The organism is Streptococcus lishijunsis (assembly GCF_047290665.1).
GTDB lineage: Bacteria > Bacillota > Bacilli > Lactobacillales > Streptococcaceae > Streptococcus.
Window position 1 is genome coordinate 1 of the sequence record NZ_JBLBUC010000016.1, and the last position, 8,853, is coordinate 8,853.

Genomic DNA, 8,853 nt, shown 5'->3' on the forward strand with positions numbered 1-8,853 from the left:
GAACTCAATCCTTCAGCTAAATATATAGTGTCCAACTTTTGGGGGGCAGTACATTTCAGCGGTTTTTTGATTTAGTTTACAATCTAAAATATTAGATGCTCAATAGATTTTTGAACTCAATCCGTACTCTTGTCATCTTCATTATCCTGCACATTTTGAATATTAGTTAGAGTTGTCATGTATTATTCTCCATTTATAAGCTACTAAAACATTGTCAAAATAAAAAGACAGTAAACATTTCCAGCTTACTGTAACACTATAAAACAAATTGATTGGGTAGATCACACAGAAGAATAAAGATAACATAAATTTAGTTATGTTATCTTTATTTGACTTGTTCTTCTTTATAATCGCAAGATTCGTTTGAGCAGATGACTTGCTTGCCTCCACGGACCTTTTTCTCAACAAGAAAATCACCAGATTTGGGGCAATCACGTCCGACAGGTTTATCCCACGAGGTAAACTCACACTCTGGATACCTATCACAACCATAAAAAATGCGGTTACGTTTGGTTTTGCGTTCAATAACTTGCCCTTGATGACACAAAGGACACGTAACACCGATTTCTTTAGTGATAGCTTTAGTATTATGACATTCAGGGAAATTACTACAAGCATAGAACTTACCATAACGCCCCAGTTTGATAACCATGGGAGAACCGCAGACATCGCAGTCAAAACCAGCAGGTTCATCTTTAATTTGAATTTTTTCCATCTGGCTCTCAGCTTTTTCCAATTCCTTTTCAAACGGTTTATAGAATTGGTCAATAACAGTCTGCCATTGCTCTTTACCCAGCTCCACTTCATCTAGCTTAGTTTCCATCTCAGCGGTAAAGGCAACATCTACAATATCAGGGAAAAACTCAACAATCAAACCATTGACAATCTCACCAAGCTCTGTCGGCTCAAAGCGTTTAGCTACTAACTTGACATAATAGCGCTTTTGAATCGTATCAAGGGTAGGGGCATAGGTTGAGGGTCTTCCGACACCATTTTCCTCAAGCGTTTTAATGAGAGTTGCTTCTGAATAACGTGCTGGCGGTTGCGTAAAGTGCTGCTCAGCTTTTGTATTCACTTTTTGGACGGTGTCACCTTCTGCCATATCAGGCAACATTTTATTAAGGTCAGAGTCATTGTAAACCGCTAAATACCCTTCAAATTTAATCTGACTGCCATTAGCTGTAAACATAACACCATTTTGTGACAAATTCACTTTCATCGTATCAAAGATAGCAGCGGTCATTTGACTGGCAACAAAACGGTTCCAGATAAGCGTGTAGAGCTTGAGCTGATCTTTATCAAGATACTTGGCAAGGCTCTCAGGTGTCTGATGAACATTTGAGGGTCTAATAGCCTCATGAGCATCTTGAGCACTTGAGCTATTTTTGACACGGCTGGTTTGCTTAGCGTATTGATTTCCGAAACGTTCTGTAATAAATTGTGCCGCCTCGCTCTGTGCAATAGGACTGATACGCGTTGAGTCAGTACGCATATAGGTGATTAAACCTTGTGTGCCATTACTTCCCAGGTTGATTCCTTCATATAATTGCTGCGCGATCATCATGGTTTTTCGTGTCCGAAAATTGATTTTATTGGCAGCATCTTGTTGTAACGAAGAGGTTGTATAAGGTAGCGGAGCATTGCGGCGACGTTGCTTTTTCTCAACCTTATCAACATCAAATGTCTTGTGGGTCAGACGTTTTAGCACTTCTTGGACATCATCATTTGTCTTTAACTGCTTCTTTTTACCATCTAAACCGTAAAAAGAAGCATTAAACAGGCGTGTTCCTTTTTTAAAACTACCATCAATAGTCCAATACTCTTCTGGTTTAAAAGCTTTTATTTCATTTTCACGATCAATGATGAGCTTCAGAGCAACAGACTGGACACGTCCAGCTGACAAGCCTTTTTTGACTTTTTTCCACAAAATAGGTGAGATTGAGTAGCCAACGATACGATCAAGGACACGTCTTGCTTGTTGAGCATCAACCAAGTCCATATCAATAGCTCTAGGTTCCACAAATGCATTTTTGACCGTCTCTTTGGTGATTTCATTAAAGACGACACGATGCTTTTCTTTAGGATCTAAATCAAGAATATGAGCTAAATGCCAAGAAATAGCTTCTCCTTCACGGTCTGGGTCACTTGCTAAGAAAATATGTTTCGCATTTTTTGCTTCTTTTTTGAGGTCATTGATAAGAGGACCTTTGCCTCGGATATTGATATACTGAGGTTCATAGTTATTATCAAAATCAATGGACATGCTGGATTTTTTCAAATCTCGGATATGTCCTACCGAAGCAACGACACGATAAGTACGTCCTAAATATTTTTCAATCGTTTTAGCCTTAGCAGGCGATTCGACGATAACGAGATTTTTTTTAGGGCTATTTTTTTTACGCTTACTAGGCGATTGAGTCTTTTTCGTTTTAGTCGCAGTTGCCATAATAGAATACACTTTCTCATTTGTTTAAACTCTTTGTATCATATCCCACTTTTAGCAACCTGTCAATAAAAAACTTTGCTTTAAAGCTAAAGTCACTCACAAGACCTGATATTCTACAAGAACATCAGCACCACTACTGATACACTTCGCCCCTTCTTGAATCAAGTGGTGACAACCATCTGAATACCCATCTAAGATATTTCCAGGAATAGCAAATACGTCCCTGCCTTCTTCTAAAGCACGCTCGCAAGTAATTAAGCTACCAGATCGACTTTTGGCTTCGCAGACGATAATCCCTTGACAGAGTCCTGCAATAATACGATTGCGCTCTGGAAAATGAAACTTAAGTGGTTTATCACCAGCAGGATATTCGCTTATCAGAAGGTGATTTTTAGCGATATAATCTTGTAAATGCTGATTTTCCTTTGGATAATAGTAATCAAGACCGCTACCAATAACACCAATAGTCGCGCCGCCATTTTTTATAGTTGCCATATGAGCACTGGTGTCGATACCTCTTGCTAAGCCACTGACAATTACAAAGTGATTGCCTAATTCTTGAATGATTTTTTTAACCGACTGATTTCCTATCTGGCTGGCTGATCGTGCTCCTACTACACCTAATTTATGTTTGCTTAAAAGCTCTAGGTTTCCTTGATAAAAGAGGAGAGTCGGAGGATTATAGATTTCTTTTAAAGCCAAAGGATAGACCTTGTCAAGGATAGAAAACGAAGGGAAACGGTTGAATTGTTCTTTTAAGCGCTTAGTATCTAATGATTTATAATTGTCAACGAAAAGAACTGGATTTTTACACTGAGAAACAACCGCTATATCACGTAAAGATAGCGATTTTTCAAATTGTTTTTGATAGTTTAAGACATTTAGAATATTAAGATTCGATAGTCCTGCTTGCTTGAGTTTAAAGAGTTCAAAATTATTCATAAAACTACCTCCACTTCTTTATTCGTAAATTATTGACTAAATAAAAAAACTCAAGATAAACTTGAGTTTTACGTATTTGATGCTAATGTCTTGATGACACGAGCTGGATTTCCCGCCAAAACAACATTACTTCCAAAAGAACTAGTCACAACGCTACCTGCTCCCACGACAACATTGTCTCCCAAACTAACGCCTGGAAGAATAGTGACACCTGCTCCTAGCCACACCTTATCCCCGATAGTGATAGGAGCTCCGTACTCAATCCCAGAGACCCTCTCAATAGGATCCAGAGGATGGATAGGCGTCAGTAGCTGACAATTAGGACCAATCATGGCATCATCACCAATAGTGATAGGACAGACATCAAGGAAGGTTTGATTGAAATTGCTAAAAAATCGCTCTCCAAGATGGATATTAGAGCCATAGTCACACACAAAACCTGTTTCAATATGACAATCCTCACCTACACTTCCTACGAGCTCTTTAAAGAGTTGTGAGCGTTTGGTTGCGTCCTTTTCGTGATTGATAGCCATGATTTTCTCACGTGTTTGTTGGCGCTCATAAATCAAGGCTTTATCCGCAGGATTGTACGGCTGACCAGCTAGCATCTTTTCACGTTCAGTGGGCATAATCTATCTCCTTTATGATGTGAATAATTCTACTAAGGCTATCATAATATAGCACATTGTATAAATACTAATCAGGGCAATATGGCGATAATGTGTCATGACCATATACCCAACAAATTCTCTAATGAAGGCATTGAGACTAAAGTAAAACTTAGTTTTAGCGCCATAGCCGATACATTTGATCCCTTGACTCTTAGCCAATAATAAGGCACGGAAAATATGATAATAATTACTTACCACAGCAAAGCTAGCTTTTTCTGGCATCAATTCAGAAGAAAAACGAATGTTTTCGTAGGTATTTCGCGATTGCGCTTCCAGGATGAGACGTTCCTTCGAGATTCCTTTTTCTAGGGCGTAGTTGGCCATAGCTCGGGCTTCGGAGATGACCTCATCTGGTCCCTGTCCTCCTGAGAGGATAAGCTTACTTTCTGGATGTTTATCTAATAAAAGAATACCCTTATCAATTCGAGCGGCTAATAAGGGAGTTACCGACTCACCTATCAAACCAGCCCCAAGAACCACGATATAATCAAGGGAGGGTTTGCCTAGGTTGATAAAATTGATAACACTTGAGAGTGTATAAAGAGCGCTTTGAATCAACAAATAGATTAAAATCCCGCCAATATAAGCATAAAGAAGATTGAACCAACCTGACAAATGAAAGTGCTCAAGCATCCAAGGAAGTATAAATAGATAAAGGATAATGCCTAAACCTAACCCTAAAGATAATAAATTGGTTACTCTTAACCCCTCACGTCTTAATAATTTAGTCCCATTATAAAGACAGACGGCAATAAATAGAAATGGACCTGATAAAATAAATAAGACCAAAATAACCGCTATTATGGCTAGGATAAAGTAGGTAATATAAAATTCTTGAAGAGTTGAGAGAGATAACACGAAAATAAGACTGCCTAGCAACAACACAATAAAAGCAAATCCGATAAGGAGATTACGTCGCTCCACTTTATAAACTAAAGCAAAAAAGAGTAAACAGGCTAAAAAGATAGCAAAACCAGTCATTCCTTGACCTCCTTTATCAGCGATTTGACAGGCCCAAAGCTGTGGCGATGGATAGGAGTGATACCATAGGTCTTGATAGCAGCCAGATGTTTTGCCGTCGGGTAGCCTGCATTTGCCTTAAAGTCATACTCTGGAAATTGCTGGTCATAGTCTGCCATCAAGCGATCACGTGTCACTTTAGCAACGATTGAGGCCGCCGCAATAGATAAAGAATTCGCATCTCCTTTGATAATGGCTGTTTGCTCAAAAGGAATATCAAGTTCCATAGCATCTATCAAAAGATGTTGGGGCGTTATCGTTAGCATCTCTACTGCTTCTATCATCGCTTTTTGACTAGCTTGATAGATATTGATTTCGTCAATAACCTGATTATCTTTAAGCCCTATTCCTACCGCTAAAGCGTTTTTCATCACCTCGTCAAAGATAAGCTGGTGTTTTGTTTTAGGAATTTTTTTAGAATCGTCCAAGCCTTGGATATGGCAATTTTTAGGTAATATCACAGCTGCTGCAACCACAGGACCTGCTAGAGGACCTCGTCCCACTTCGTCAATACCTGCAATCAACTCTACGCCTTCTTGGTACAATGCTCTTTCATAGCTTAGCATATTTTCTAAACGCTCAAATTCTTTTTGTTCTTTTAAAATCGCTTTTTGGCGTTGAGATATAGCTTGTTGGACCCCTTTTCGGCTATCTTTTTGATAAGATGCCCAGCGAGGATCTTCTAAATCAACAAGCGCTTCTAATGCTTCTTTAATCTCCTTAATCGTTGCCATGTGTCTCCTCAGGAATATCTAGCGTATAAAGCCCTAGCTTACCATCACGGACCTCTTTGACAAATAATTGGTAGAAGCGATCATAATCGTCACGAAAACCTAGTTGTCGTGTGAGAGACATGATGATTTCAGGAGCCTCGTCATCCAAATCAATCCCTTTAAAACGCTCTATCAAACGCTGTGGATAGTGCTCTTTAAAATAATTGATACCAAAAATAGTCACCTCATCCATCGGCAGTAGATTATCTTTAATCGCACCTGTCAGAGCTAGTTTGAGTCCGACTTCTTGGTCTTCAAACTTAGGCCATAAAATCCCTGGAGTATCCAAAACCTCCAAATCTTTATTTGACTTAAGCCATTGTTGACCTTTGGTCACCCCTGGTTTATTGCCTACAACGGCTATTTTTTTTCCTGCTAAGCGATTCATTAAGGTCGATTTGCCAGCGTTTGGAATACCAATAATCATAGTGCGTAAGGTTTCTTTTTGTATCCCACGTAAGCGCAATTTAGCCAGTTTATCTGCCATAAGTGTTTTGGCAGTGTCTGTAACTTTTTTGACGGCTGCTTGCTCTTTGGAATTCAGAGCAAGCGTTTTAATACCTTGCTGGTCAAAAAAACGACACCAAGCTTTCGTCAAAAGAGGATCTGCTAAATCAGCTTTATTTAAAACCATAAGTTTAGGTTTATCTCCGACAATTTTGGTTAACATAGGATTTTGACTAGAGAGCGGTAAGCGGGCATCGACTAAAATCGTGACAAAATCAACATGTTTTATATTTTCTTGGACCTGTCGTCTTGCTTTAGACATGTGCCCTGGAAACCATTGAATAGTAGCCATTATTTTTTCCTTTCTCTTACACTTATCGACTAAATGTATATGATAATATCCCTTCTATTATATCATGAATAGGACATTTCGTCTGCCCTTCTCTTATTTTTTCCATTTACAATACTGACTAAAAATTGTAAAATAACACAAATACCAATCTCTACGAATACCCTCAGGAGGATATAGTGTTACACTTTGATTACTTAGAACAATTGGTAGCATTTGCGGATCTAGGAACACTTTCTGAAGCTGCTAAAGCACTTCATATATCACAGCCCACTCTAACTCGAAACATGAAGCGACTGGAAGAGGAACTCTCAATTCCTCTTTTTAAACGCTACAAAAACAAACTCATCCTAACCGAACAAGGAGATTACACGGTCAAAAAAGCCAGGCAACTACTAGCTGATAGCCAAGATTTTTTAACATCTATCCAAAGATTTTCCCTGCAAGCAACCAAGTTAGTAGGTGGTATTTGTGCACCAGCAGCAGAATGGGAGTTACTAAAACATCTTGACCAATCTAAACTACAAGTGACTTTAGAGCCCCTTGATCGTTTGAGAAAAGGATTATTAGACGAGACCTATCAATTTATCGTGACAGATAAGACTATATCCCAGGACAATATATTGTCTGTACCCTTTTTTGAAGAACAACTCTACCTGTCTGTTCCTAAGACGCATCCTCTAGCTCTAAAAGAAAAACTGACACTTGAGGATCTCCGTCACATGACACTCTTACTTCGCTCTGACCTAGGGGTATGGCAAAATGTAGTCGATAGTCTCTCAGATACAAAATGCATTGTCCAAAAAGATTGGAAAACATACCAAGATTTGATTGAAGCGTCAGCATTGCCAAGCTTTTCTACTAATATAACTCAAGCCTATTTAAAAGATGAGAAGCAAAGTGTCCATATTCCTATCTCAGACAAGGAAGCAACAAAGACATTTTATGTATGTGTACTCTCCAAACATAAAGCCATCCTAGAGATGATTATCCCCAACAAAAAATAAGACGTCTATAACTAAGAACGTCTTATTTTTTTACTTAATCAATAGCAATATAGCGTCTTTGACCACCGTATGACAGATAAGATAACCACTGATGTCCATCAGCCATGACTAGCTTATCATAATTAACACGATTTCCAGCATCGTAGTAGGCAAGGTCAGGACTGGTCATTTTAGGTTCTGTTTTAATAAAGGCGCGCTTTGTAAATTGATAAGAACCTTGAGATGGAAGCGCATTTGTAGAGCTTGGATTAGGGCGTGAGTTAACATAATCCCCTCCCTCAATACCATAATAGGCTTCTAAACTAAGCCCAGAAGCATAAATATCCTTAGCTTCTTGACCCACATAACGCAAATGCCAAGCTTCTGGCATAAAGCCAGTCTCCTTTTCCTTACCAGCTTGGTAGCGCACAATAAAACCATAGTGATGAGCATTATCTTTTAGATAACGACTTGCCGCCTTATCTTCTAGCAGATTCCCTGCTTTATCAGTCATATCAAAGCTAAGACCAGTCTGATGCTCACTATAGCCAGGGCGGGCTGAATAACGATCTGCTACTGCTTGCCCATCACGATTAACATAGTTTTGGTAAAGTGTTTTTTGATAGTCATAAGATCTAAATCCGCTGTAATGATTGCCTACATTATAACCTTTTCTTATCATGTCATTACGCAAATTGATAAAAGCTGACTTAGCCGCTGCTACTTCTCCAGGATTATACTGTGCTGCCAAAGGGTGCTTTTTATTGACAATGATAATCTCATCACCATATTTACCCGTCACACTGTAATAAGAGCCATTGTAATTTAGAGAAGACTGCTTATCAATTGTCGTTGTTGCGGTAGCTACTCCTGACAACACACCTTGTTTATCCTTATAATAAAGATGGATAGCATATTCTCCAGTATTATTTTTATGATCTTTAATAGTCACGCTTGTCACATAATCGCCATTTGACGTTTTATGCGCTTGATACCACACGATATCATCTTGTCCATTTTGTGTAGACCAAATAGGTAACAATACTTCAGAGATGCCTTTAGGGCTCTGAATATCTGTAATAAGAACGTCAAACCCTTTATCTGTCTTATGTTGAATAGAGATCTTCCCTTGTAAATGGCTTACAGATGGTTGATGAGTGATCGTCTTAGTAGTTGTCACCCCTACCATTTTGCCACTGTTTTCGATGTAGTAGAGATG

At 38.8% G+C, this 8,853-nt stretch carries 8 protein-coding genes; 1 reads left to right on the forward strand and 7 read right to left on the reverse strand.

From position 1 onward, the window contains the following. Positions 1–325: 325 nt before the first annotated feature. The 6 genes from topA to ylqF all read right to left on the reverse strand — a co-directional run bounded on the left by topA (position 326) and on the right by ylqF (position 6,651). Positions 326–2,446 (reverse strand): type I DNA topoisomerase, encoded by a 2,121-nt coding sequence (gene topA / locus ACLN19_RS06855; protein ID WP_413384671.1) that lies wholly within the window; start codon positions 2,444–2,446, stop codon positions 326–328. A 96-nt stretch (positions 2,447–2,542) separates the two neighbouring features. After that, the gene (gene dprA / locus ACLN19_RS06860) at positions 2,543–3,388 is read right to left on the reverse strand and encodes a DNA-processing protein DprA (RefSeq protein WP_413384673.1); all 846 of its coding nucleotides are present in this window, start codon (positions 3,386–3,388) and stop codon (positions 2,543–2,545) included. A gap of 68 nt (positions 3,389–3,456) precedes the next feature. Further along, the gene (locus tag ACLN19_RS06865) at positions 3,457–4,017 is read right to left on the reverse strand and encodes a sugar O-acetyltransferase (protein ID WP_413384675.1); all 561 of its coding nucleotides are present in this window, start codon (positions 4,015–4,017) and stop codon (positions 3,457–3,459) included. Between the two features lie 12 nt (positions 4,018–4,029). Next, positions 4,030–5,040 (reverse strand): YdcF family protein, encoded by a 1,011-nt coding sequence (locus ACLN19_RS06870; protein WP_413384677.1) that lies wholly within the window; start codon positions 5,038–5,040, stop codon positions 4,030–4,032. Beyond that, positions 5,037–5,813 (reverse strand): ribonuclease HII, encoded by a 777-nt coding sequence (gene rnhB, locus ACLN19_RS06875; RefSeq protein ID WP_413384679.1) that lies wholly within the window; start codon positions 5,811–5,813, stop codon positions 5,037–5,039. The genes ACLN19_RS06870 and rnhB overlap by 4 nt, the downstream gene beginning before the upstream one ends. Beyond that, positions 5,800–6,651: a ribosome biogenesis GTPase YlqF gene (ylqF, locus tag ACLN19_RS06880; RefSeq protein WP_413384681.1), complete on the reverse strand. Its 852-nt coding sequence runs from the start codon at positions 6,649–6,651 to the stop codon at positions 5,800–5,802. The genes rnhB and ylqF overlap by 14 nt, the downstream gene beginning before the upstream one ends. Before the next feature lie 176 nt (positions 6,652–6,827). Here ylqF and ACLN19_RS06885 point away from each other — a divergent pair, with 176 nt between their 5' ends. Then, on the forward strand, positions 6,828–7,655 hold the full coding sequence (locus ACLN19_RS06885) for a LysR family transcriptional regulator (RefSeq protein ID WP_413384683.1): 828 nt from the start codon (positions 6,828–6,830) through the stop codon (positions 7,653–7,655). 34 nt (positions 7,656–7,689) lie between these two features. Here ACLN19_RS06885 and ldcB read toward each other — a convergent pair. Further along, positions 7,690–8,853, reverse strand: a 1,164-nt coding sequence (ldcB, locus tag ACLN19_RS06890; RefSeq protein WP_413384686.1) for an LD-carboxypeptidase LdcB/DacB, incomplete at its 5' end; no start/stop codon positions are given.